The sequence below is a fragment of the Pseudomonadota bacterium genome (assembly GCA_039818985.1).
Taxonomy (GTDB): Bacteria; Pseudomonadota; Alphaproteobacteria; order Sphingomonadales; family Sphingomonadaceae; genus Alterisphingorhabdus.
On record JBCBSU010000001.1, the window covers coordinates 1,225,642 to 1,251,150 of the forward strand.

Consider the following 25,509-nt stretch of genomic DNA (forward strand, 5'->3'; position numbering starts at 1 on the left):
CTTCAAATAAGGTCATACCATTAGATCACAGCTGATCCGCGATGCGTGCGAGGGATTCATCGCGGCCCAAAAGAACTAGGACGTCGAAGATGCCTGGCGAACTGCTCTGCCCGGTTAAGGCGGCGCGCATTGGCTGTGCAACCTTGCCCAGCCCAAGACCTTCATCGTCTGCTAGCTGTTTAACGATTATCTCAAGATTTTCCAGCGTCCAGTCGTCCGTTGCGACCAATTTCTGATGGATTTTGCCTATGAGACCATCAGGGGCGGCTTCCACTGTCTTTTTTGCCTTCTCGGCTAGCGCTAAAGGCCTTTGGGTGAAGAGGAATTTCGCGCCATCTGCCAGTTCATGCAGCGAGCGGGCGCGTTCCTTCAGCACCGGCATGGCCTGTTTCAGCAATGGGGGGGCAGCACCCGGGATCATCGGTACGACGATATCGGTCAGTCGCGCATCATCGGCTTCGCGAATGTAGATGCCGTTGAGATTGGTCAACTTCTTCGGGTCGAAACGCGACGGCGACTTGCCGACATTGTCAAGTGAAAACAGTTTGATGGCCTCTTCGCGGCTGATCTTTTCGGTATCGCCATAGCCCCAGCCAAGCCGCAGCAGATAGTTGAACAAGGCCTCGGGCAATATGCCCATCTCATCGCGATAGGCCTCGACGCCCAGCGCGCCATGGCGCTTCGACAGCTTTGACCCGTCATTGCCATGAATCAGCGGGATATGGGCATAGACGGGTTCGGTCCAGCCCATGGCGCGGATCAGTGCAAGCTGGCGGAAAGCATTATTGAGATGATCATCACCACGGATCAGATGGGTCACACCCATATCATGGTCATCGACAACGACACTGAGCATATAGGTTGGTGAGCCGTCCGAACGCAATAATACATAGTCGTCAAGCTCGGCCGCCTGCCAGCCAACCTCGCCCTGCACCGCGTCCTGGATTACCAGTCGACCCGATTGTGGCGTTTTCAGCCGCACCACATAGGGCGCTCCGTCGGGTGCTTCGGATGGGTCACGGTCGCGCCATCGGCCATCATAGCGCGTCGGCTTCTTGGCGGCGCGCTGTTCGGCGCGCATCTGCTCCAGCTCTTCGGCAGTGGCGAAGCATTTATAGGCGTGACCGCTGTCGAGCAGCTGTTGCGCGACTTCGGCATGGCGTTCGGCCCGCTGGCTCTGAAACACGGTTTCATCGTCCCAGTCGAGTCCGAGCCAGTCGAGCCCGTCGAGAATCGCGTCTATCGCCTCCTGGGTGGAGCGCTTCTTGTCGGTATCCTCGATCCGCAGCAGCGCCTTGCCGCCATGATGCCGCGCGAACAGCCAGTTGAACAAAGCGGTGCGCGCACCACCAATATGCAGAAAGCCGGTAGGGGAAGGGGCGAAACGGGTTACGATCGGACTGGTCATAGGATGGAGCTTTAGCCTGTTGCCGCGGCCCTTGCGGTCCGGCGGACTTCCTTTCATGATCAAAACGGCGGAAGACGTTGGAGAATTGGGGGCTCCCTAACATGGCGATTGCGATCCGACAATTCCCGAAATGGGCGGATTTCGCGCATCGCTGGCGGCAGTTGCAACCAAGGGTTTCCGCATGGGCGACCGAGGACGCCAAGCAATGGCCGCTGATTATTCCGCTGGCTTTTGCCACCGGCATCGGTGCCTGGTTCGCACTGCCGCTGCGTGAGCACTGGCTGGTACTGATTCTGACTGCAACACTGGCAGCGATACCGCTCTGGCTTGCTGCTCCACGCTGGCCATGGGCGGCGCGTTCGCTGCGTTGGCTTGCCATAGCATTGCTGATCATGGCAGCGGGGACGCTGACCATCTGGATCCGGGCGGAAATGATCGACGCCAAACCGTTGGCCAAACCATGGATCGGTACGATTGAAGGCAGGATTATCGATCGGCAGGTGCTCGCAGCGCGCAATATTGAGCGCTACGTTATCGCTGTCGAGCAACCACAGGGTCTGCCGGCGCGGGTGCGGGTCAACCTGACTGAACGGCTGTTGCCCGGCGATGCGCTGCATCCGTCGGTCAACGACCATATTCGCTTGCGTGTGCGACTGATGCCGCCGGGCGAACCAGCGCTGCCCGGAGGCTATGATTTTGCCCGGCGTGCCTGGTTTTCCGGTCTCGGCGCCACCGGCAGCGCACTGGCTACCCCGGAGATAATGGAGCGCGCGGGCGGGCGCGGTGTTGCCGATATGCGCCGCCGCCTGTCACAGCATGTTCAGACACGGATTTCCGGTTCAGAAGGTGCGATTGCCGCGACGCTGGCGACCGGCGATCGTGGCGGCATAGCCGAGGCTGATGCCGAGGCGATGCGGCGCAGCGGCCTGGCGCACCTGCTGGCAATCAGTGGACTGCATGTCAGTGCGGTGATCGGGGCGGTGTTCCTGCTGGTGCTCAAGCTGCTGGCGCTGTCGCCCAGGCTGGCGCTGCGCTGGCGGCTGCCGGTGGTCGCGGCGGTGGCGGGTGCACTGGCTGGCATCGCCTATACCGTATTCACCGGGGGTGCGGTGCCGACGGTGCGCGCCTGTATAGCGGCGGTGCTGATCCTGCTGGCACTGGTGCTGGGGCGTGATCCGCTATCGTTGCGGCTGATCGGTTTTGCCGCGCTGGTGATATTGGTGATTTGGCCGGAAACCCTGGTCGGGCCAAGTTTTCAGCTCAGTTTCGCTGCAGTCGTCGCGATTATCGCGCTTTATGATGCGCCGTTTATGCGGCGCTGGTCTGCGGCGCGCAACGAGACGCAATTCGGTATCGGCCATCGCATCGGGCGTTTCGCCTTGATGCTGTTCCTTACCGGACTGGTGATCGAGATTACCTTGATGCCGATCGCGCTCTACCATTTCCACAAGGCCGGAATTTATGGCGCGCTGGCCAATATCATCGCCATTCCGCTGACCACTTTTGTGATCATGCCGCTGGAGGCTGTGGCGCTACTGGCTGATATATTCGGGGCAGGCGCGCCCTTCTGGTGGTTGTGCGGCAAGGCACTGGCGTTGTTGCTCGACATTGCGCATTTCGTTTCCGATACACCCGGCTCGATCATCCGTTTCCCGGCCATTGGGCTCGGTACCTATATGCTGGCAGTTATTGCCGGCCTGATACTGTTCCTGTTGCGCAGTCCATTGCGGCTGTTGGCGGCTATCCCCGGGATTATTGCCATTAGCCTCATGCTTGCTGCTCCGCGCCCAGATCTGCTGGTTGCCGGTGATGGCGCGCAATTGGCATTGCGCAATAACAGGGCAGAAGGCGGGGATTTCATCCTGCTCAAACCCGATTCCTCCTCCTTCATCACCGATATGATGCGCGAACAGGGCGCTTTTGCGGATCAACCCAGAGGTATCGACCAATGGCGCGGGGCGCGCTGTTCGGAAGAATTTTGCAGCTTCGTGCTGCCCTTATCCAATAGAGACGGGGCAGGCAGAAACGGGGCAGGCAGAAACGGGGCAGGGCGCCAATGGTCGGTACTGGTGGGGCGTAATCGTGAATATGTCCCCAAACGGGCACTGGCAGCGGCTTGCAGCCGCAGCGATATCGTCATTGCGTCACGCAGCCTGCCGCGCAGTTGTCGGCCGCGGCTGCTCAAGGCAGATCGCCGCTATCTGCAACAGAGTGGCGGGTTGGCAATCTATCTCGATACGCCAATGCGCATCGACCGCGTTGCCGATAGCCGCTCCGATCATGGCTGGAGCCGCCCTCGCCAACGGCAATGACGGCTCCATTATCGTTTAAAGTCTATATCAATTATAGCGCCGCAGCAGTCCGGCGAGCTGGCCCTGAATCTGGACTTCGTCGGCGCGGTAGATTTGCGGTTCGTAACTGGCATTGGCTGGGTCGAGCCGGATGGTTTTGTGATCGCGCCGCAGATATTTCAGCGTCGCTTCCTCACCGCGCACCAGCGCCACGACAATCTGGCCGTCGCGAGCCGTATCGGTGCGGCGGATCAGCGCAAAATCGCCATCGAAAATCCCCGCTTCGATCATCGAGTCTCCAGAGACTTCCAGGGCGTAATGGTCGCCGCTGCCGAGCAGCGCCGCCGGGACCGGAAGCACGGACTGTCCTTCGAGCGCCTCGATCGGTGCACCTGCGGCAATGCGGCCATGCAGAGGAATCTCCAGCACGTCATTGGCCGCCAAAGGCGCGGCGCCTGCCGTCGAAACCAGATTTGCCGGTGGCAGGGCATTGCTGCCACCCAGAGCGACCGATGGTGCGGATGTCGTCAGTCCGCCTTCGGGCAGCTTCAGCACTTCCAGGGCGCGCGCGCGGTTGGGAAGACGGCGGATAAAGCCGCGTTCCTCCAGCGCGCTGACCAGGCGGTGCACGCCGGATTTGGATTTCAGATCAAGCGCGTCCTTCATTTCCTCGAATGAAGGCGAGACGCCGCTCGACTCCAGCCGTTCCTGAATGAAGCAGAGCAGTTCATGCTGTTTACGGGTTAGCATTGGTCCCTCCGTATTGAACGAATAGGGAACAATTATGAAACAAATGCGATCAGGTCAAGGGGGAAGTTGGAAATGGGCGGTTTCTGGTTAGTGCTTGCCCAGCAAAGCGCGGGTCGCTTTGGTCAGATCATGCTGCCGCATCAGTGTCTCCCCAACCAGAAAGGCGGAGACGCCGGCCCTGGCGAGCCGCTCGCAGTCCTGATGATGTACAATCCCGCTTTCGGCAATGACCAGCCGGTCCTTCGGCACCAATGGTGCCAGGATCTCGGCGGTCGCAAGATCGGTCCTGAAGCTTTTGAGATCGCGATTGTTGATGCCGATCAGCGGCGTATCGAGCATCAGCGCGCGGTCGAGTTCGGGGCGGTCATGCACCTCGACCAGCACGTCCATGCCATGGTGCTGCGCTTCAGCGGCCAGATCCTGCATCAGCGCATCGTCACAGGCGGCGACGATGATCAATATCGCATCGGCACCGAGCGCACGCGCCTCGCCGACCTGCCATGGGTCGACCATGAAGTCCTTGCGCAGACAGGGCAGGGCAACCGCATTGCGCGCCTCGGTGAGATAATGATCCGCGCCCTGGAAATAGGGCACATCCGTCAGCACTGACAGGCAGGTGGCACCGCCACTCTGATAATCCTGTGCATGCATGAGCGGGTCGAAATCCTCGCGGATCAGCCCCTTGGACGGGCTGGCACGCTTGATCTCGGCGATCAGCGCCCATTCATCCGCCGCAACCCTGTCCTGCATTGCTTTGGCAAAGCCGCGCGGCGCGCTTTGTGCCGCGATGGCGGCGTCGATATCGGCTGTCGATATTGCTGCCTTGCGCCTGGCGACATGAGCGCGCTTGTCATCGCATATCTGCTTGAGACGGTCACTCATGCGGCTCTCCAGCAATTAAGCAGGGCATTGGCCAGGCCTTTGTCGAGCGCCTCTTCGGCCTCTTCCAGTCCCTCGGCCCAGCTATCCGCTTCGCCGGCAACCTGTAGCGCGGCAGCGCTGTTGAGCAGCACCGCATCGCGATAGGCGCTTTTCTCGCCTGCCATAAGGCCACGCAGCGCTGCGGCATTATATTCGGCATCGCCGCCGCGTATCGCCGATAGCGGCGACAGGAGCAGGTCATGGGCTGCGGGATCAAATAATGTTTCATGCATCGTGCCATCGCGCCATTCATGGATCAGTGTCGGCCCGGCGATGGAGATCTCATCCAGACCTTCCATGCCCGACACGATCATCACCCGGTCATAATCGAGCATCTGCGCCGCCCCTGCATAGACGGGCACCAGATCGGGATGGGCGACACCGATCAGCTGACGGCGGACGCGGGCTGGATTGCACAGCGGCCCCAGCAGGTTGAAAATGGTGCGGCGACCCAAAGCCCTGCGGATCGGCGCAATGGTGCCGAGCGCCGGATGATGCGTCGGTGCGAAGAGAAAGGCGATGCCGAGATCGGCGAGCAAGGCGTTGTTCTGTTCGGGCGTGCGGTCGAGACGAATGCCCAGCGCCTCCAGCGTATCGGCGGCACCGGATTTGCTGCTGGCGGCGCGGTTCCCATGCTTGGCGACTGGCACATCACACGCAGCAACAACCAGAGATACCGCGGTCGAGACATTGAGGCTGTTGCTGCCATCACCGCCGGTGCCGCAGACATCGATCGCAGCAGATGGCGGGTCGGCCAGGGGAACCATGCGTTGTCGCATTGCCCGTGCTGCCCCGGCAATTTCCGATGCCGCCTCGCCACGGTCGGCGAGAGTGACCAGTATCTCGCTGACCTGCTCGGCCGCATAGACACCATCGAGCACTGCGCCGAACAGCGCTTCAGCGTCTTCAGTCGACAGTGGTTGGCCGAGTGGCGGGATTCTTGCGTTCATGCCAGGGCTCCTGCCGGAGCCTCTGGTGCCCCCTTATGCGCAATGCCGGCAGTGTCGAGGAAATTGGCCAGCAGGTGATGGCCATGCTGGGTGGCGATGCTTTCGGGGTGAAACTGGACACCATGAATCGGCAGCGTCTTGTGGTGAAACCCCATGATAAGGCTCTCGCCGTCACCAGCCGCTTCAGTGATGGCGTTGACATGCAGGCAGTCGGGAAAACCGGCGCGTGCCACGATCAGCGAATGATAGCGGGTCGCGGTAAACGGATCGGGCAGGTCAGTGAAGACACCGCTGCCATCATGGCTGATGGCGGAGGTCTTGCCATGCATCAGGCCACCGCGCTCGACAGTACCGCCAAAATGCTGGCCGATCGCCTGATGGCCGAGGCAGACACCGAGCAGCGGCAATGCTTTTTCGGCGCAGGCGGCAACCAGATCGAGCGAGATGCCCGCTTCATTGGGGGTACAGGGGCCGGGGGAAAGGATGATCGCCTGTGGCTCCAGTGCCATCGCGTCGGCAGCGCTGAGCGCGTCATTGCGCTCGACCCGGACTTCCACGCCCAGTTCCATGACATAATGCACCAGATTGAAGGTGAAGCTGTCATAATTGTCGATCATCAATATTTTTGGCATGAGGGTCATTGGCCAAAGCCTCCTGCACGCGCCCGGGCGATAGCATCATTGGCGGCGGCGAAAAGTGCGCCGGCCTTGGCCTGGCATTCGCGCAACTCATAATCGGGGTCGCTGTCGGCAACGACACCGGCTCCGGCCTGGACGTGCATCATGCCGTCCTTGACCACTGCAGTGCGCAGCACGATGCAGCTGTCGACCGAACCATCGGGGGCGAAATAGCCAACCGCGCCGGCATAGGCGCCGCGCTGCTCGGGCTCGAGTTCGGCGATGATCTGGCAGGCACGCACCTTGGGTGCTCCACTGACCGTGCCAGCGGGGAAGCCGGCAAGCAAGGCAGAGACAGGGTCCATATCCTCGCGCAATTCGCCGACAACATTGGAAACGATATGCATCACATGGCTGTAGCGTTCGATGGTGAAGCTGTCGGTTACACTCACACTGTCGGCGCGGGCAACACGACCGACATCATTGCGGCCAAGGTCGAGCAGCATCAGATGTTCGGCACATTCCTTCGGATCGGTGAGCAGGCTTTCGGCCTGGGCGCGGTCTTCTGCTGCGGTGGCGCCGCGCGGTCGGGTACCGGCGATCGGGCGGATGGTGACTTCGCCATCGCGCACCCGCACCAGTATCTCCGGACTGGAACCGATCAGTGCGAAATCGGGCAGATCGAGATAGAACAGGAAAGGCGAAGGATTGATGCGCCGCAACGAGCGGTAAAGCTGCATTGGCGGCAGCGGGAACGGCGCGGTGAAGCGCTGGGCCAGCACCACCTGAAAAATGTCGCCGGCATGGATATAGTCCTTGGCCGCCAGCACCATCTCGCAATAGCGCTCGGGCGGCACCACCGGCTGTGGGATAATATCGACCAGTTCTGCACTGTCTGTCTTGTCAACAGCATCTCCGGGCTGTGGCGTGGAAACGCCGCGTTCCGCTTCGTCCAGCCGTTCCAGTGCGGCGCTGATCTTATGGTCGGCTGCACCATCCCTGTCTGCCCATAGCGGCGCGACCAGTATCATCTCGTCCTTGAGTCGGTCGAGAATCAGCAACAATGACGGGCGTACAAACACCATGTCGGGTAGTCCCAGCGATGCTTCGGAAGCGCGCGTGATTTTCTCCACCAGACTGACGGTCTCATAGCCGAAATAGCCGACCAGAAAGGCAAGCACCGGCGGCAGTGCATCGGGCACTGCCATCTGGCACCGTTGTGCCAGCGAACGCAGGCTGTCGAGTGCGTCGTTGTTGTTATCGTCGCGGACAAAAGCACCACGGTCATGCTGCCACGCGGCATTGATGAAGCCCGTACCATTATCGGCCCGATAAACCAGGTCGGGATCGAGTCCGATCAGGCTGTAGCGACCGCGAGTTTCTCCGCCTTCGACCGATTCGAGAAGGAAGTCACCGCGATCAGGCACAAACAGCCGCATTGCCAGCGATACTGCTGTGTGGGTGTCGGCAATCAGATGACGGTAGAGCAGAGCAGACTCGCCGCGTTCAAGCCGCACGCGCGCCAGCTTCTCCTGTTCGCTGCTATCCCCCTTTTCACCGTTATCGCTGAACGCCTGTGCCATCAGCCGGTCTGGTTGGCACCGGTCAAATCATCGATAACCGACTTGATCACCGTCTCGTTGCGCTTGACCTCGATGCTGTCCTTGACGGCCTGGATCAGTTGCTGGGCATATTCACGCGCCAATACACCTCGGAAATCCTGAGCCACACGGTTGACGATATCGCTGCGGCCACTGGCGTCGCCGCGGTCAATTGCTTCAAGATAAACGATGAACCAAGCTTGGTCATTCGGGCCTTCAAGCACCTTGAAGCTGCCTTCGGGCATGCTGAACATCAGCGCCAGCGGTGGCGGGACACGCTGTCCACCTGCGGTGAGCTGGGCACGTTTGGCGCCGACATTCTCCACCGGTGGCAATTGTTCGTCCCGAGCTGCGACAGCGCTGATCAACGAGTCCGCATCCTTGGCATTGGCCGCAATCTCGCGCGCCAGCTTTTCGGCGCGTTCCGACCCCTGGACGATGCGATAGACCCGCAAAATCGCTTCCTTGTTATCGGCAAAGGGCGGCGGCGCGGCGGCCTTGATGTCGCTGACATCAAAGATAACGAATTCCAGACCCTGGGTGGTCTCGACGATCTGCGCCACATTCCTGCCCGTTACCTTGAACGCATCAGTCAGAAGACCGCGCACAATCGGCTCAATCTGATAACCGGGCTGGGCAATAGACTGACCATTGGCGGTGAGCAGCGGCGTTGTGTTGACCTCTAGTTTTTCCGACTGCGCGATATCGCTGAGTGTCGCGCCGCTTTGCAGGCGATCTTCGATACTGACGGTGAAATCGGATAAGGCCTGACGCGATTTTTCCTCGCGGATATCGTTCTCCAGGCTGGCCCTGACATCGTCGAGCGAGCGCTCTGCAACCTGTTCGATATCAAGGACACGCATGACGTGCCAGCCCAGCGGGCTCTGGCTGATTGGTGCCATCTCGCCGCGATTCGTGCCAAAGGCAGCATCGGCAACGGCGTTGGACGCTTCGCTGGCCAATTCGCCCTTGGTAATCTGACCGATCTCGCTTGATGCAAGGCCGATGGCATCGGCAGCGACCGCAAGCGAGGTACCGCCATTGACGGTGTCCAGCAATGCCTTGGCACCATCCTCAGTAGGCAGGATGACCTGCTCCAGCAGCCGGGTTTCACGCGCCGAAAATTCCTCACGACGCTGTTCGAAGGCTTCCTTGATTTCGGTCTCGCTGATGGTGATATCGTCGATCACCTGATTGCGGGTGAACACGGTGTAGCGAATACTGCGCTGCTCGGGCAGGGTGAAGCGCGCCGCATTCTGGGTGTAAAAAGCCTTGAGCGCGTCATCGCTGACCGGCTTGTCATCGACAAATGCGGCCGATGGCAGCGTTGCAATACGGCCACGACGGCCCTCCAGCAGCAAGGATGCATAAGGCATGATCAGCTTATCGGGTGCGACTGTGCCGACATTGATCGGATCGAGCATTTGTTCGGCAAGCAATTCGCGCTTGAGCTGCTCACGAAACTGCTCTTCATTGATGTTATTGTCGGCCAGTACCCGCCTGTAGGTCGCCTCATCGAAATTACCCGCAGCGTTGCGGAAAACGCCCAGTGCGGTGATCTCCGAATCGACCAGCCGCTTGCCCGCGCCAAGGCCGATCGATTTGCCATATTCGGCGATGGCATAGCTGTTGACCATCTGGCGAATAACTTCGTCGACGCCGCCACCGGCAATGAACGCTGCCATGTCGAGTGTCGGATTTTGCTGTCGCGCCTGTGAATAGGCATTTTCGACCTGGCGTCGCAGTTCCGAGGTCGAAATTTTCTGGCTGCCGATGGTGACTGCGGTCTGGCTACTGCCGATACCGCCAAAAGCACCGCCGGTGACATCACCGCCGGCAAAGGCCACAGCGATCAGGCCGACAAAGGCAAGAGTCAGGAACAGGCCGATTTTGGACTGGAAGATGGAACGAAAGAAACCGATCATGGAAGAATGTGCCGTCTCTAAATCTGTGACAGGGGCAGTGCGCCCGATTTCTTCTGCCTTTAGAAGCGGCATCGTGTCGCCGCAAGTGCAAGCTGTCGCAAAATGCGAACTTCTCGAGGCTCAACTTCTACTGGATAGCAACTCTGGACTGCTTGCACGCGATAACCGCGCTGTTATAGCGCCAGCGAGGAAATCGGTGCGCGGACAGCCGGCACCGGCGAGGAGCACAACAGGGGAGGTGGCGGTGCGGCCATATATCATAGCCAATTGGAAGATGAACGGCCTTATGGATGCGTTGGAAGAGGCCTGGGGCATTGATGGTGCAGCGGCACAGCATGACGGGGTCGATGTTGCGATATGTCCGCCGGCAACGCTGATTGCGCCGCTGGCAGATATGCTGGACCATGCCAATGCCGGGGCGCAGGATTGCCATCACAATGACAGCGGCGCGCATACCGGCTGTCTTTCTGCGCCGATGCTGTGCGAGGCAGGCGCGAGGCTGGTGATTGTCGGCCATAGCGAGAGGCGACAGGATCAAGGCGAAACGAGTACCATCATCGCTGCCAAGGCTAGGGCGGCGCAAAAAGCCGGGATGGAGGCGATATTATGCGTCGGGGAACCGCTGGAAGTGCGCGAGGCCGGAGAGGCGGAAGATTATGTCTGCCATCAACTCGCGGAATCACTGGCGGGCGACATCGATCCGCAGCAATTGACCATCGCCTATGAGCCAATCTGGGCGATAGGCACCGGGCGTGTTGCCGGTGAACCCGAAATCGCGGCGATGCATGCCGCTTGCCGTAAACAGCTTGTCGCGCGCTTCGGCGATGCCGGTGCTGCGGTGCGGCTGCTTTATGGCGGCTCGGTCAAGGGCGAGAATGCATCGCAAATACTGGCAATAGACAATGTCAATGGTGCGCTTGTCGGCGGCGCCAGCCTCAAGGCGGAGAGTTTTGCACCGATCATCGCCGCTGCGGCGCAACAGACATGATATTGAAACCCTCTCGCCAAGTCGCTATGTGCGCCGCAACAGAAAGCGCAACCGCGGCTCGGGCTACGTCCCGGATAGTGGACGGGCGCAGCAGATTTACAGGATCCGGACCAAGATGTTTACCTTTCTGACCGTCGTACAGGCGATTGTCGCTGCCGCTCTTGTCGGTGTCATACTCATGCAGCGGTCCGAAGGTGGCGGCCTGACCGGTGGCGGCAGCCCCGCAGGACTGGTTTCGGCGCGTGGCGCGGCCGACTTGCTGACCCGGACCACTGCGGCCCTGGCTGTGATTTTTGTCGCACTGAGCATAGCGCTTGCCGTGCTTGCGGTCGGAGAGGGTTCTGGCGAGACAATTGATCAAAGTCTGGACCGTTCGGCCCCGGCTGCCGATCCATTGGCACCTGCCGATCCGCTGGCACCGGGCGCACCGATTAGCGGTGATCCGCTGTCCGGTGCTGCAGAGGCTGCATTGCAGGATGGTCCTGCCAGTGAAGAGGACAGCGAAGACGGCGGTCAACAGGGCGAAGAATAGTCCGGTCACTGATCCGTCTCCGCCAGGGCATCTGGGCAAAATGCCATTTGCCCACAAATAATTTTCCCGACAGCGATTCGGCTGCTTGTCAGACACGGGCGCATAGGCCTAAGGCTTTCCTCCCATGGCGCGATATATATTCATCACCGGCGGCGTGGTCTCCTCTCTTGGCAAAGGCCTGATGGCAGCAAGCCTGGGCGCACTGCTGCAGGCGCGCGGCTACAAGGTCCGCATCCGTAAATTTGATCCCTATCTCAATGTCGATCCGGGCACGATGAGCCCGTATCAGCATGGCGAGGTCTATGTGACCGATGACGGTGCCGAAACCGATCTCGATCTCGGCCATTATGAGCGTTTTACAGGGGTGCCATCGCGCCAGTCCGACAATGTGACATCGGGGCGCATCTACCAGACCATCATCGCCAAGGAACGGCGTGGCGATTATCTGGGAGCAACGGTGCAGGTGATCCCGCATGTCACCGATGCAATCAAGGAATTTGCCCAGGCTGACATTGATGATCTGGATTTCGTGCTGTGTGAAATTGGCGGCACCGTCGGCGACATTGAAAGCCTGCCCTTTATCGAGGCGATCCGGCAGCTGCGCAATGAGCTGGAGCCCGACCAGACACTATCGATACATGTCACACTGGTTCCCTATATCAGCGCTGCCGGTGAACTGAAAACCAAGCCGACACAGCACAGCGTGCGCGAGCTGACGGCGCTGGGTGTGCAGCCCGATATTCTGCTCTGTCGCTGCGAGAAGCCGTTGCCCGAAGGCGAACGACGCAAAATTGCCCAGTTCTGCAATGTGCGTCCCGAAGCGGTGATCCAGGCGCTCGACGCGCCCAGCATCTATTCGGTGCCGCTGCAATATCATGGCGAAGGCCTTGATGATCAGGTGCTGCGGGTATTTGGCCTTGATGGCAGCGAGGACCCCGATCTCAGCCGCTGGTATGACATTAACGATCGCCACGGCAATCCCGAAGGTGAGGTCACCATCGGCGTTGTCGGCAAATATGTCGGTCTGCAAGACGCCTATAAGTCACTCAACGAGGCGCTGGTCCATGGCGGCATGGCCAATCGGGTAAAGGTCAACATACGCTGGCTCGATGCGGAGCTGTTCGAATCCGATGAGGAGGATATCGCTGCAAAACTCGAACCGATGCATGGCATATTGGTCCCGGGTGCATTTGGTGAGCGCGGCGGGGAGGGCAAAATCGCCTCGGTGCGTTTCGCCCGCGAACATGATGTGCCGTTTTTCGGCATCTGCTACGGCATGCAGATGGCGTGTATCGAGGCGGCCCGCAACACGGCCGGTATCGACAATGCTTCGACCAGTGAATTTGGAGAAACCCCTGAGCCGGTTGTCGGGCTGATTACCGAGTGGATGTCTGAAGAAGGCCTGCAGAAGCGCGAACAGGGGGGGGATCTTGGCGGTACCATGCGCCTCGGCAGCTACCCAGCCAAATTGCTCGAGAATAGCCATGTGGCCAGCATTTATGGCGCCAGCGACATAGAAGAACGTCACCGCCACCGTTATGAGGTCAATAGTGGCTATATTGATCGACTGGAAAAGGGTGGACTAATCTTTTCGGGTATGTCGCCCGATGGTGAGTTGCCGGAAATTGTCGAGCGGCCCGATCTCAGCTGGTTTGTCGGTGTCCAGTTCCACCCGGAGCTGAAAAGCAAGCCGTTCGCGCCGCACCCGCTCTTTGCCAGCTTTATTGCTGCGGCGCTTGAACAGAGCCGGTTGGTCTGACCCGTTTTTGTCAGCTCATGGGATATTTGCATTTCGATATTGGACCCAGGCCAATTTTTCTTTCGCTATGCTATTGATCACAGGATGAAAACGGCAATAATAATAGACTAAGACTATCACGCATCGGTATATTCCGTTAATCTGTGCAATGAAGTCCGGGGAGGCTTTGCGATGCACGCGCATGAATTGCAGGAATTGCTGTCACAGCACAGCCTTTTTGCCGAGAGCCATGATGATGCTCTTGCGGCAATCATTTTGCGTGGCAATCTGTTGTCTGCCAAAAAGGGCGAAATGATCCTGCGTCAGGGCGATGAAGGTGACAAGCTCTACATCATCCTCTCGGGCATGGCGCGGATCAGCATGGTGGCCAGCAATGGTCATGAAATCGTGCTCGATTATGCTGAGACCGGCCATGTCATTGGCGAAATCGCCTTTCTCGATGGCGGTGAACGGTCGGCCAGTGCCGAGGCGCTGAGCGATATGACACTGTTGACCCTGTCTCGTGATGCCTTTGCCGAGATATTGGGCAGCTACCCCCAGCTGGCGATGCAGCTAATGAAGGCTCTTGCACGCCGACTGCGCCAGACCAATGATATAGTCGAAGCTGATCGGGCCTTTACCTCCGGTCCGCGTCTTGCACGCTATTTGTTGCGGCTGATGCTCTCTGGCTCGGAAGATGGCGGACGGCTGAAATTGAAGCTGAGTCAGAGCGAACTGGGCAATTTTGTCGGCCTGTCGCGCGAACAGATCAACCGCCAACTATCTGCATGGTCGGATCATGGCGTAGTGCGGATAGACAGTGGCCATATCCATATTGTCGATCGGGAAATGCTGTTGGAGATCGCTGAAACAGTAGCCTGATCGAAGCATGGCTTTGCATTGCCGGATTTTTGCGACCCTGGTCCGGCAATGTGAAGACGCCTTAAACGGCGTTGGGGGTAAGCTCTTGCGGGCTTACCCCCTAAATTTTCAGACTGTCCCGATTGTCAGGACGGCGTTCTCATGAAAGCGATCAGGCGGCATCCTTGGTGTCGCCGTTATGGTCATCCGCATCATCATTGTTCGACATGTCGACGATCTTGTCGCTGTCTTCACTGCCATTGATGGCGATTTTCTTCGGTTTCATCGCTTCGGGCACTTCCCGCACCAGGTCGATGGCGAGCAGACCATCAGCGAGTCGGGCATCGGATACGCGAACAAAATCAGCGAGTTCGAAACGCCGTTCGAAATTGCGGTTGGCGATGCCGACATGCAGGAATTCGCCGTCTGTGCCGTCGCCTTCGGACTTGCGGCCGGTTACGGTCAGAAGGTTCTGCTGGGCAGTGATCTCGATTTCATCGGTCTTGAAGCCGGCAACCGCGAGTGTCACACGATACTGACCATCATCGAGCCGGGCGATGTTGAATGGGGGGTAGTTGTCGCCATTGCCGTTGCGCTGGTGATTCTCCAGCAGGTCGAACAGCCGGTCAAAGCCAACCGTGGTGCGGCGATAGGGGGTGAAATCAAAACGTGTCATCACTAATCCTCCAAAGAGCAATTCATTCGCCTTGGTCCATTCCGGCCCCGCGGCGAACAGGTTTGAAAATGTGCCCCATATTGGCGGCACGATTATAATCTGGTGTAAATTTTACGGATTTCAAGAGGTATTAAAAGGCTGAAACATAAACATGTTTCTGCATAGAATAGTCCCCTGAGGAGGGATAAACGAAACGCCTGATCGCGTGAGCGACCAGGCGTCCCGTGACGATTTCTTTACTGCGACGCCATAAGGCGGAGACCGGAAACCGTATCGTTTGGACAAGCAGCTTCCCCAAACCGCCTGTCCGTTCCCCGAAAATTCGAATGCGTGTTCGAAGTCTCGTATGCGCATTGATTCCGGAATATTGTGCATTTGACCAGCAGGAAATGTCCGGTCCGGCCCATTTTGCTTAACATTGTGTTCATTGAGCAACAGTGAATTGCACTTTTGCGCTGTTCGTGCGAACCGGGCGCATCTGATATGATTCCCACCCAGGAGTTTCTCCGGACGTCATGCTTTCACCGTTTGAATGGACTATTGCCCGGCGGTATCTGCTGCCCGCACGGTCGGAGGCGTTTATCTTCCTCGTCGCCGGGATCAGCCTCGTCGCGGTGATGCTCGGCGTTGCGGCGCTGATCATCGTGATGAGCGTCATGAACGGTTTCCGCGCCGAGCTGCTCGACCGGATTGTCGGGCTCAACGGCCATGCGTTGATCCAGGGCTATGGTGGACGTCTCGACAATTGGGAGGACCTACTCAAACAAGCGCGCGAAACCGACGGTGTGGTTTCTGCCTCGCCGCTCATCGAGCAGCCGTTACTGGGTTCCTATGAAGGCCGGGTCGAGGCCGTACTGGTGCGCGGTAATGACCCGGAGGATATTGCCGGTCTGAGAGACAAGCTGGTCACCGGGTCCACCGCCAATATCACTCCTGGCAATGCCACCATTGCCATCGGCTCGCGTCTGGCCCAGAATCTCGGGGCGCGGCTTGGCGACCGCATGACCATCATCAATCCGCAGGGACGGACCACGCCTTTCGGCACCGTACCGCGAGAGATCAGCTACCAGATCGGCGCGATATTCGAGATTGGCGTCTATGATTTCGACAAGGCGTTCGTAATCATGCCGATCGAGGATGCCCAGACGCTGTTGCTCAGCGGCGACCAGATCGGCATGATCGAGATCACCACCGAGGATGCCGACCGCGTCGATGAGATATTGGCACCATTGGTGCCGCAAATTGGCAGTCGGGGTATCATCGCCGACTGGCGCAGTCTCAACGCCAATCTCTTCGAGGCGCTGGCGGTCGAAAGAGTGGCGATGTTCGTGGTGCTGTCGATCATCATATTGGTTGCGGTGTTCAATATATTGTCATCGCTGATCATGCTGGTGCGCTCGAAAACCCGGGACATTGCGATCTTGCGTACCATGGGGGCATCGCGCCGATCGCTGCTCAAGGTGTTTATCTTCATTGGCACGGTGATCGGCATCTTGGGTGCACTGGCAGGCATGGGCCTGGGCTTTGTCTTCCTGTTCTTCCGTCAGTCGGTGGTCAATGCGGTGCAGTTCATCACCGGGCAGAATCTGTGGGATCCGTCAGTGCGCTTCCTCACCGAGTTGCCAAGCAAGACCGATCCGGTCGAGGTTGCGGTGATTGTCGTCATGGCGATTATTTTCAGCTTTCTGGCGACGCTTTACCCGGCGATGAAAGCGGCGAGTACCGATCCGGTGCAGGTGTTGCGCTATGACTGATAGCCTGCAGCCGGTTGCCCAGCTGGTCGATGTGACGCGCAGCTTCACCCAGGGCGATGTCACCATCGATGTGCTGCGCGGTGTCAATCTGACGATCCAGCCGGGAGAGATTGTTGGTCTGCTCGGGCCTTCGGGTTCCGGCAAATCAACATTGTTGCAGGCACTGGGGTTGCTCGAAGGCGGTTTTGGCGGGCGCATTGCTATCGATGGTATTGATGCTGGCAGCCTGGACAGCCAGGGACGGACGCAGCTGCGCAAGACCAGGCTCGGTTTTGTCTACCAGTTCCACCATTTGCTTCCCGATTTCGACGCGACAGAAAATGTCGTCCTGCCCCAACTCATCGGTGGCACGCAACGTGAAGATGCCGAGGCGCGGGCGCATGAACTGCTCGATGCGCTGGGACTGGGCCAGCGTTACGAACATCGGCCGAGCAAACTTTCCGGTGGCGAACAGCAGCGTGTCGCGGTTGCACGGGCGCTCGCCAACAGGCCGCTGCTGGTGCTGGCGGACGAACCCACCGGCAATCTTGACGAGGCGACATCCGAGGTGGTGCTGGCACAGTTTCTCGAACTGGTGCGCGGTCAGGGCAGCGCAGCGCTGATTGCGACGCATAATGAACGGCTTGCTGACAGGATGGACCGTGTGGTGCGGCTGCATGAAGGAATACTCGAATGACCACGCTCTATGATTTTGCGGTCAAGGCGTCCGATGGCGCAGACCGGGCCATGGCGGACTATGCCGGCAAGGTGCTGCTGATCGTCAACACAGCATCGCAATGTGGCTTCACCCCGCAATATGAGGCGCTTGAAGAGATGTATCGCGATTATCACGATCGCGGTTTCGAGGTGCTGGCTTTCCCCTGCAACCAGTTTGGCGGGCAGGAGCCGGGCAGCAATGAAGAGATTGCCCAATTCTGCGCGGTGAATTTCCAGACCAGCTTTCCACTGTTCGCCAAGGTGGATGTAAATGGCGACGATGCCGATCCGCTATGGCGCTATCTCAAGCAGCAACAATCGGGACTGATGGGCAGCCGTGGTATCAAGTGGAATTTCACCAAATTCCTAATCGACCGCGCGGGCAGGGTGGTGGCGCGCCATGGTTCGATGGTAAAGCCCGAACAGCTGCGCCGCGATATCGAGACGCTGCTCGACGAAAAAACCGGTTCGGCCGCGTAACCAGATGCATGACCGACGCGAATAGCCGGGCAGTGCAACAGGAGACAGGAACATGTGGGAATCAATGCAGGCATGGTTTTACAGCCTTGGCGCGGAATATGGCGTCAACCCGCTGATCTTCGGCGCCATCTATGTCGGCGCTATCCCGTTCTTCACCCTGTCTATCGCCTGGCTGGTGCGCAACAAACGCGCCGGCAAGTCGATCGTACTGCCGGTTTTGAGTGCTGGAAGCTGCTTTGTTTCAGCCTATGTCTATCTCGCTATTGCCGGCAAGAATATCCCGCTCTGGGTGTGGTTCTTCCTCGGCGCGCTGATCGTTTATGGCGCCTGGTCGACGGTGAAGAGCGTGCGCAGCAAGATCGCCGAGGGCGAATAGGCTCCGGAGACGCGAAACTGTCCACATTCCGACCCGTATCAGCGGGTCGCATATTGTCAGAATCGCCTGGCCTCAGCACATAGGGACCATGGCCAGCGATCCCTTCGTCCCGTTAAGCGTATTTTCCTCCTACACCATGCTCGATGGTGCGATTGATCCCGCCGCCATAGCTGCAGCCGCCAGGAAACGTGGCTTTCCCGCCATTGCCATCACTGATCGCAACGGGCTTTACGGCTCGATGGCTTTTGCCGATGCCTGCTTTGCCGCCGGGGTGCAGCCGATTGTCGGTGCCCATATTGCGGTGGCACGGCCCGGTGCCAGCGATAATGGCGCACCGTTGATCGACTGGCTCTGCTTGTTGGCGCAGGATGAGGGCGGCTACCAGAATCTTTGCGCGCTGGTCTCGGCGGCGCATCTCGACCGGCCCATCGAACAGCCACCCCACATCGGGCTTGAGCGCCTTGCCCGGCATGGCGAGGGACTGATCGCGCTTACCGGCGCAGGTGAGGGCGCGCTGGCACGGCTGCTTGCCGACCAGCAGGGCGATGCCGCCAAAGCCTATCTCGCGACGCTGACCAGCCATATGCCCGGGCGCGTCTATATAGAGCTGGCGCGACGCCATGATCCGGTCGAGGAAGCCGCTGAAGAGGCACTGATCGATCTCGCCTATGCACATGATGTGCCAATGGTTGCCACCAATCCGGCCTGCTTTGCCGAGCCCGGCTTTCACAAGGCGCATGATGTCATGCTGTGCATCGCCAATGGCGAGTATATCGAGAGTGAGGACCGGACAGAGGGTTCGCCCGATGCCTGGATCAAGAGCGGCGCGATGATGCGCGAGCTGTTTGCCGACCTGCCCGAGACCATCGACAACACATTGGTTATCGCCCAGCGCTGCGCCTTTGCCCCGCCCAAGCGCAAACCGATCCTGCCAAGCCTCGCTGGCGATCTGGAAGGCGAGGCCAAACAGTTGCGCGAAGACTCCATAGCCGGGCTGGAAAAGCGTCTCGGCGTCTATAGCGACCTCAGCGAGGAGGATCGCAAAGCCTATTTTGACCGGCTCGATTATGAGATCGGCATTATCGTCAATATGGGTTTTCCCGGCTATTTTCTGATCGTTGCCGATTTTATCAAATGGGCCAAGGAACAGAGCATCCCTGTGGGGCCGGGGCGTGGCTCGGGTGCCGGTTCGGTCGTGGCCTGGGCATTGACCATAACCGATCTCGATCCGCTCAAACTTGGTCTGCTGTTCGAACGCTTCCTCAACCCCGAGCGTGTATCGATGCCCGACTTCGATATCGATTTCTGCGAAACCCGGCGGGGTGAGGTGATCCGCTATGTGCAGGAGAAGTACGGCAAGGACCAGGTGGCACAGATCATCACCTTCGGTAAACTGAAGGCGCGGGCGGTGCTGCGCGATACAGGTCGCGTGCTGCAAATGCCCTATGGCCAGGTCGACCGCTTGTGCAAGCTGGTGCCCAACCATCCGACCGATCCATGGAAACTGGACCGCGCACTCAAGGGCGGAACCAACAAGGACGGATCATCGCACGGCCCGGTGCAGGAACTGGTGGACCAATATCGCCTGGAAGAGGATGTGAAGCGTCTTTTCGATCTCGCGATGCAGCTGGAAGGCCTGCCCCGCCACAGCTCGACCCATGCCGCCGGTGTGGTGATTGGCGATAGACCGCTCGATGCGCTGGTGCCGCTCTATCGCGATCCGCGTTCGGATATGCCGGTGACACAATTCGATATGAAATTTGTCGAAACCGCAGGGCTGGTCAAATTCGATTTTCTTGGTCTGAAGACCCTTTCCGTCCTTCACAAGGCGGTCGAGATGCTGGCGCGGCGTGGCGTCATGGTCGATCTTGATGCACTGACATGGGATGATCCGGCAGTCTATGAGCTGCTCCAGCGCGGCGATACTGTCGGCGTGTTCCAGCTGGAATCCGAGGGTATGCGCCGCACACTGTCTGCGGTCAAACCGACCAATTTCGGCGATATTATCGCTCTTGTCTCGCTCTATCGCCCTGGCCCGATGGACAATATCCCGCTCTTTGGTCGCCGCAAAAATGGCGAGGAAGAGATCGCCTATCCACATCCGCTGCTAGAGGATGTGCTCAAGGAAACCTATGGCATTTTCGTGTATCAGGAACAGGTCATGCAGGCGGCGCAGATCCTGGCCGGATATACGCTGGGCGGCGCCGATCTGCTGCGTCGCGCCATGGGCAAAAAGAAACAGTCCGAAATGGATGCGCAGCGCGAGATTTTCGTCAAAGGCTGCGCCGAACATAATGACATAGCGGCGGACAAGGCCAATGAGTTGTTCGACTTGATCGACAAATTTGCCGGCTATGGCTTCAACAAGTCGCATGCCGCCGCCTATGCGCTGCTTGCCTATCAGACGGCCTGGCTGAAAGCGCATCATGCGCATGAATTCTATGCCGCCTCAATGTGCTTCGATATGCACCAGACTGACAAGCTGGCCATTTTTGTCGATGATATGCGCAAGAATGCGGTCGCCTGCCTGCCGCCCTGTATCAACCGCTCCGAAGCCGAATTCTCGGTGCAGAAGGGCGATGACGGCCTCGCCGTGCGCTATGCGCTGGCGGGCCTGAAAAACGTCGGCAGCAAGGCGATGCAGGCGGTAATCGCCGAGCGCGAAAATGCCGGCTGGTTCGAGGATATGGGCGATTTTGCCGGGCGCATCAGCCCGACCCTGGTCAACCGTCGCCAGCTGGAAAGCCTGTCTGCCGCCGGTGCTTTCGACCAGATCACCCATAACCGCGCGGCGGTTCATGCACTGGCCGATACGGTGCTGGCTATTGCCGGTGCCGCCGAGGAATCGCGTACCAGCGGTCAGGCGGCGCTGTTTGGTGAGGATGATCATGCGACCCAGCAAACGCTCAAGCTGGATGACAGCCTGCACTGGTCGGCGGGTGAGCGCATGGCGCAGGAGAAGGAAGCATTCGGTTTCTTCTTCTCGGCACATCCGGTCAGCCATTATGAGGTTGTTACGAGCGCCAATGGCGCGCGGCCTTTTGCCGCAGTGATTGACGGTCTGTCGCTCAAGGAAGGCGAGCGCCGCCCGGCAACGCTGGCGGTGCTGGTCGAAGGTGCCAATCGTCGCCAGACGCGGCGCGGCAAGGATTTTGTGATGCTCGACCTTTCGGACAGTTCGGGACAGTTTTCCGCCAGCTGTTTCGAGGAACATCTGGTGCCGCAGTTCGTCGACTGGGCCAAAGAAGGCGCCTGTGTGCTGCTGAATGTCGAGCTCGACAGCAACAGCCCCGACCAGCCGCCTCGCGCGACCGTACGCTCGGCGCAGCCGCTGGACGGGCTTCAGACTGCGGCACGGCTCAAGCTCAGCTTCGAGACCCGCGAGGCGGCGACACTGACACGGCTTGCAGAGATACTGGATCGGCGCGGCGCCGGGCGTGGCGAGGTTTCGGCGCGGCTGATCCAGCCTGACCTGCCGGCGGTGGAAATGGTGCTGGGGCGGCGCTTCCGCCTCGACAGCGAGCTGGTCGAGGAGCTGGGGCGCTTTCCCGGCTTCGACAATATCAGCCTGGCCGCAATCCGCTCAGCACGGCCCGAAGCGGTTTCCTGAAAGCAGCCGCTCCAGACCTTACTTGCGCCGCATAGCGGAAGCGATAAAGTGCGGCCCGATAATTCCATAAATGTGAGGAGATGATGATGCTGGGCGCAATGCAGGATTTTGATTTGCGGGTGATGCACCTGCTGGACCATGCCGAACGCGAGCATGGCGACAGGGAGATCATATCCTATTGGGCCGATGGCAGTGAAAGCCGAACCGATTGGGGCGCTGTGGCGCGCGATGCCCGCCGCCTGGCCAAGGCCCTGCTCGCCATGGGGCTGGAGAAGGGTGATCGCGTCGCCACGCTGGGCATGAACCATAGCCGCCATCTGGTAAGCTGGTATGGCGCGATCGGCATGGGCGGGGTGATCCACACCGTCAATCCGCGGCTGTTCGAGGATCAGCTCGAATATATCATGAACCATGCCGAGGATAAGGTGCTGCTCTATGATGCGATGTTCCAGCCGATCATCGACAAAATGAAGGACCGCTGGACCACCATCGAACATTATGTCTGTTACGACCCGCCTGCCGGTGCCGATGTCCAGAGCTTCGAAGCACTTCTCGACATCCAGGATGATGATTTTGCCTGGGTCACCGGCGATGAGCGCGAACCCTGTATGCTCTGTTATACCAGCGGCACCACCGGCAATCCCAAGGGCGTGCTGTACGAGCACCGTTCGACCGTTATCCATGCGCTGGCCGAGATCCAGCCCGCTGTGTTCGATTTCTCGCCGGCCTCGGTGGCGCTGCCCGTGGTGCCGATGTTCCACGCCGCTGCCTGGGGTATTCCCTTTGCTGCTGCCTCTGTCGGGCTGAAGCTGGTCTATTCGGCGGTCAATGACCCCAGGATTCTGACCATGCTGATGAACCGCGAAAAAGTGACCCACAGCGCCGGGGTGCCGACCGTCTGGCTGGCACTGTTCCAGCATATGGATGCAACCGGTGAAGCGCCCGAACATCTCAAGGTGGTGACTATTGGCGGTTCGGCCGCGCCGCGTGCCATGTGTGAGCGGATCATGAAAATGGGCTGCCGCGTCAACCATGCCTGGGGCATGACCGAGACTTCGCCGATCGGCACCATGGGGGCGCCCTCGCCGGGCTGGGATGAGCTAAGCCTGGAAGAGCAGCTCGATGTTGTCACCAAACAGGGCAAGGTACCTTTCGGTGTAGAGCTGCGTGTGGTCGACGATGAAGGCAATCTCCAGCCGCGCGATGGCGAGTCCAGCGGGCGGCTGCAGATACGCGGGCCATGGATCATCAAGCGCTATTTCAAGGGCGAAGAGGATGCCCTCACCGAGGATGGCTGGTTCGATACCGGCGATGTCGCGGTGATCCACCCGAATAATGTGATGCAGATTACCGACCGTTCGAAAGATGTCATCAAATCCGGTGGCGAGTGGATCAGCTCGGTTGAACTGGAAAATGCAGCTGTCGGCATGGACGGTGTCGCCGAGGCGGCTGCCATCGGCCTGCCCCATCCGAAATGGGATGAGCGGCCGTTGCTGATCGTGGTGCCCAATGACGGCGCTGTGCTAGAGCCTGATGCCATCAAGGCCTATCTTTCAGACAAGATCGCCAAATGGTGGATGCCCGATGATGTGGTGTTCGTTGAGGAACTGCCGCACACGGCGACCGGCAAAATCCTCAAAACCGCACTGCGAGAGCAGTTCAAGGATCATGTCCTGTCGACCGTAGAGGGTTAGCTGTTGTCCGAAGCCTTTGAGGATATGCTCACAGGCGGCCATCCCAATTCACTGGGCAGAACGGTTGAGGTCGTCGAGCAGCTATTGGCCGCGCCGGAAAGGTTTGAAGAGCTTTTCCGCTGCTATCAGAGTAGCGACGAAGTCGTCAGGCTACGCACTTCCAGCGCCATCAAACGGGTCGAGAAGGAACGGCATGATCTGGTCGTGCCCTATATTGACCGTCTGCTGAAGGAGATCGGCGCGCTTGATCAGGCCTCGGCCCAATGGACATTGGCGCATCTGTTTGATTGCCTGCGCGAAGACATGACTACGCAGCAACATGCCAGTGCTCAAGCGATCATGCAGCGCAACCTTGTCCATCATCCGGACTGGATCGTGCTGAACAACAGTATGGAGACTCTGGGCAAATGGTCGCAATCGGACAATGCGCTCAGGGCATGGCTGATACCCCAGCTGGAACGGCTTTCATCCGAGACACGCAAGTCGGTTGCCGGAAGGGCGAAAAAATGGCTGGTAAAACTGACAGCAGGGCAGGGCTAAAAACCAAAATCCCCCTGTGCGCCATGGCCGTGCGGAGGAATGAATAAATCGGTGCGCAGCGTGTAGCGGCTCTGGTTCAGACGGTATTTGTGCCGCACTGCCGCCATGCGTTGGGCGAGTAATTCGGCCCATGCGCCTTGCCCGCGAAAGCGGTTGAAGAAACGCGGATCATTTTTGCGACCGCCGCGCAGCGACCGGATGATGTGCATCACCTTTTGGGCGCGGTCGGGGAAATGCGCGTCGAGCCATTCCTCGAACAGTGGCGCAACCTCGTGCGGCAGCCGTACCGGAATGGCAGACAGTCCCTTGGCGCCAGCTTCGGCTGCGGCCTGGGCAATGGTCTCTATCTCATGGTCTGTAATCGCCGGAATGACCGGGGCGATATTGACATTGGTATGCACCCCGGCACCGGTCAGCCGACGTACGGCCTCGAGCCGCTTATGGGGAGCAGGAGCGCGTGGCTCCATGATCCGCGCTGTCTTACCATCAAGCGTGGTAATGGAAATGGCGATGGCTGTGAGCTGCATCCGTGCCAGCTGGCTCAGCAGATCGATATCATCGGTGACCCGGCTCGATTTGGTGGTGATGCCAATCGGATGACGCGTTTCGAGACAGACCTGCAATACCGACCGGGTAATGCGATAACGCCCCTCAATCGGTTGATAGGGATCGGTGTTGGTTCCGATCGCCAGTGGCGCGACGCTATAGCCGGGCCTGGCCAGTTCCGTGCGCAACAGATCGGCAGCATCGGGCTTGGCAAATAACCGGGTTTCGAAATCAAGGCCGGGTGACAGATTGTGATAGGCATGTGTCGGACGGGCATAGCAATAGATGCAGCCATGCTCACAGCCGCGATAGGCGTTGATTGAACGATCAAAAGGAATATCGGGAGACTTGTTGAAGGTAATGATCTTACGGGGTTTTTCGACGGTGACACGAGTCGCCGGTCGCGGCGGTGCGCCGTCGATCAACGCCTGTTCGTCACGCCAGTCACCATCGGCTTCGACTTGCCGATCATCGAATCGCGCCGAAACGATATTGCTCGCGGCACCACGACCCTTGTGCACCGCCCGGTTTGGGTCGGGTCGGGATGTTGCGGGC

At 59.2% G+C, this 25,509-nt stretch carries 21 protein-coding genes; 12 read left to right on the plus strand and 9 right to left on the minus strand.

Annotated features, from left to right (window positions below):
* Window positions 1-25 precede the first annotated feature (25 nt).
* On the minus strand, window positions 26-1,408 hold the full coding sequence (gene gltX, locus AAFX04_05845) for a glutamate--tRNA ligase (GenBank protein MEO1044942.1): 1,383 nt from the start codon (window positions 1,406-1,408) through the stop codon (window positions 26-28).
* Window positions 1,409-1,509: 101 nt separating this feature from the next.
* On the opposite strand from gltX, the gene AAFX04_05850 reads away from it, so the two are divergent.
* On the plus strand, window positions 1,510-3,720 hold the full coding sequence (locus tag AAFX04_05850) for a ComEC/Rec2 family competence protein (GenBank protein ID MEO1044943.1): 2,211 nt from the start codon (window positions 1,510-1,512) through the stop codon (window positions 3,718-3,720).
* Between the two features lie 27 nt (window positions 3,721-3,747).
* Here the strand turns inward: AAFX04_05850 and lexA are convergent, their stop codons facing one another.
* The 6 genes from lexA to AAFX04_05880 form a co-directional block, all read right to left on the minus strand.
* Window positions 3,748-4,449: a transcriptional repressor LexA gene (gene lexA, locus AAFX04_05855; GenBank protein ID MEO1044944.1), complete on the minus strand. Its 702-nt coding sequence runs from the start codon at window positions 4,447-4,449 to the stop codon at window positions 3,748-3,750.
* Between the two features lie 87 nt (window positions 4,450-4,536).
* Entirely contained in the window at window positions 4,537-5,331 is a 795-nt protein-coding gene (gene trpC / locus AAFX04_05860) for an indole-3-glycerol phosphate synthase TrpC (protein MEO1044945.1), read from the minus strand.
* Window positions 5,328-6,320, minus strand: coding sequence for an anthranilate phosphoribosyltransferase (gene trpD, locus AAFX04_05865; GenBank protein ID MEO1044946.1), 993 nt, complete (start codon window positions 6,318-6,320; stop codon window positions 5,328-5,330). Before trpD ends, trpC begins: the two co-directional genes overlap by 4 nt.
* Window positions 6,317-6,952, minus strand: a complete 636-nt coding sequence (locus tag AAFX04_05870; GenBank protein ID MEO1044947.1) for an aminodeoxychorismate/anthranilate synthase component II — start codon at window positions 6,950-6,952, stop codon at window positions 6,317-6,319. Before AAFX04_05870 ends, trpD begins: the two co-directional genes overlap by 4 nt.
* Before the next feature lie 5 nt (window positions 6,953-6,957).
* Window positions 6,958-8,520, minus strand: coding sequence for an anthranilate synthase component I (gene trpE, locus AAFX04_05875; GenBank protein MEO1044948.1), 1,563 nt, complete (start codon window positions 8,518-8,520; stop codon window positions 6,958-6,960).
* Window positions 8,520-10,463, minus strand: a complete 1,944-nt coding sequence (locus AAFX04_05880) for a SurA N-terminal domain-containing protein (protein ID MEO1044949.1) — start codon at window positions 10,461-10,463, stop codon at window positions 8,520-8,522. The genes trpE and AAFX04_05880 overlap by 1 nt, the downstream gene beginning before the upstream one ends.
* Window positions 10,464-10,701: 238 nt before the next feature.
* Between AAFX04_05880 and tpiA the strand changes: the two genes are divergently transcribed.
* The 4 genes from tpiA (at window position 10,702) to AAFX04_05900 (ending at window position 14,603) form a co-directional block, all read left to right on the plus strand.
* Window positions 10,702-11,451, plus strand: coding sequence for a triose-phosphate isomerase (gene tpiA / locus AAFX04_05885; GenBank protein MEO1044950.1), 750 nt, complete (start codon window positions 10,702-10,704; stop codon window positions 11,449-11,451).
* Between the two features lie 115 nt (window positions 11,452-11,566).
* The gene (gene secG, locus AAFX04_05890) at window positions 11,567-11,983 is read left to right on the plus strand and encodes a preprotein translocase subunit SecG (GenBank protein MEO1044951.1); all 417 of its coding nucleotides are present in this window, start codon (window positions 11,567-11,569) and stop codon (window positions 11,981-11,983) included.
* 124 nt (window positions 11,984-12,107) lie between these two features.
* On the plus strand, window positions 12,108-13,742 hold the full coding sequence (locus tag AAFX04_05895) for a CTP synthase (GenBank protein MEO1044952.1): 1,635 nt from the start codon (window positions 12,108-12,110) through the stop codon (window positions 13,740-13,742).
* A gap of 171 nt (window positions 13,743-13,913) precedes the next feature.
* Window positions 13,914-14,603: a Crp/Fnr family transcriptional regulator gene (locus AAFX04_05900; protein ID MEO1044953.1), complete on the plus strand. Its 690-nt coding sequence runs from the start codon at window positions 13,914-13,916 to the stop codon at window positions 14,601-14,603.
* Between the two features lie 151 nt (window positions 14,604-14,754).
* Here the strand turns inward: AAFX04_05900 and AAFX04_05905 are convergent, their stop codons facing one another.
* Complete coding sequence (locus tag AAFX04_05905; protein MEO1044954.1) at window positions 14,755-15,258, minus strand: Hsp20 family protein; 504 nt, start codon at window positions 15,256-15,258, stop codon at window positions 14,755-14,757.
* Between the two features lie 515 nt (window positions 15,259-15,773).
* Here AAFX04_05905 and AAFX04_05910 point away from each other — a divergent pair.
* From AAFX04_05910 to AAFX04_05940, 7 genes are all read left to right on the plus strand, one after another.
* On the plus strand, window positions 15,774-17,012 hold the full coding sequence (locus tag AAFX04_05910) for a lipoprotein-releasing ABC transporter permease subunit (GenBank protein ID MEO1044955.1): 1,239 nt from the start codon (window positions 15,774-15,776) through the stop codon (window positions 17,010-17,012).
* Complete coding sequence (locus tag AAFX04_05915; GenBank protein ID MEO1044956.1) at window positions 17,005-17,688, plus strand: ABC transporter ATP-binding protein; 684 nt, start codon at window positions 17,005-17,007, stop codon at window positions 17,686-17,688. The genes AAFX04_05910 and AAFX04_05915 overlap by 8 nt, the downstream gene beginning before the upstream one ends.
* A complete protein-coding gene (locus AAFX04_05920; protein MEO1044957.1) occupies window positions 17,685-18,188 on the plus strand; it encodes a glutathione peroxidase in 504 nt (167 codons plus the stop codon). The genes AAFX04_05915 and AAFX04_05920 overlap by 4 nt, the downstream gene beginning before the upstream one ends.
* Window positions 18,189-18,240: 52 nt before the next feature.
* Window positions 18,241-18,564 (plus strand): hypothetical protein, encoded by a 324-nt coding sequence (locus AAFX04_05925; GenBank protein MEO1044958.1) that lies wholly within the window; start codon window positions 18,241-18,243, stop codon window positions 18,562-18,564.
* Window positions 18,565-18,652: 88 nt separating this feature from the next.
* Entirely contained in the window at window positions 18,653-22,174 is a 3,522-nt protein-coding gene (dnaE, locus tag AAFX04_05930; GenBank protein ID MEO1044959.1) for a DNA polymerase III subunit alpha, read from the plus strand.
* An 86-nt stretch (window positions 22,175-22,260) separates the two neighbouring features.
* Window positions 22,261-23,868: a long-chain fatty acid--CoA ligase gene (locus AAFX04_05935; GenBank protein MEO1044960.1), complete on the plus strand. Its 1,608-nt coding sequence runs from the start codon at window positions 22,261-22,263 to the stop codon at window positions 23,866-23,868.
* A 3-nt stretch (window positions 23,869-23,871) separates the two neighbouring features.
* Window positions 23,872-24,408 (plus strand): hypothetical protein, encoded by a 537-nt coding sequence (locus AAFX04_05940; GenBank protein ID MEO1044961.1) that lies wholly within the window; start codon window positions 23,872-23,874, stop codon window positions 24,406-24,408.
* On the opposite strand, the gene AAFX04_05945 is transcribed toward AAFX04_05940, so the two are convergent.
* Window positions 24,405-25,475, minus strand: coding sequence for a PA0069 family radical SAM protein (locus AAFX04_05945; GenBank protein MEO1044962.1), 1,071 nt, complete (start codon window positions 25,473-25,475; stop codon window positions 24,405-24,407). The genes AAFX04_05940 and AAFX04_05945 overlap by 4 nt on opposite strands.
* Window positions 25,476-25,509: the final 34 nt, after the last annotated feature.